This is a genomic window from Belnapia mucosa (genome assembly GCF_016775475.1).
Taxonomy (GTDB): domain Bacteria; phylum Pseudomonadota; class Alphaproteobacteria; order Acetobacterales; family Acetobacteraceae; genus Belnapia; species Belnapia mucosa.
In genome coordinates, this window is the sequence record NZ_JAEUXJ010000156.1 from 1 (window position 1) to 230 (window position 230).

General features: G+C 71.3%; 1 protein-coding gene. It reads left to right on the forward strand.

Annotated features, from left to right (window positions below; translation table 11 throughout):
- The coding region (locus JMJ55_RS30750; RefSeq protein ID WP_202829387.1) for a PHP domain-containing protein at positions 1-230 on the forward strand (230 nt) is incomplete at both ends.

Here is a 230-nt window from a genome sequence, read left to right on the forward strand (position 1 = left end):
GCTACCACCACCGCTCCCGGCACCGCCTGGCCGATGTGCTGACCGCCCTCCGCCTGCGCACCACGGTCGATGCCCTGGGCTATGCCGCAGAGCCCAATGCCGAGCGGCACCTGACGTCTCCGACGGAGATGGCGCGGCTCTTCGCCGGCTGGCCGGAGGCCCTGGCGAACAGCCGGGCGATCCTGGACGCCTGTCGGGGCTTCTCCCTCGACCAGCTGCGCTACGAATAC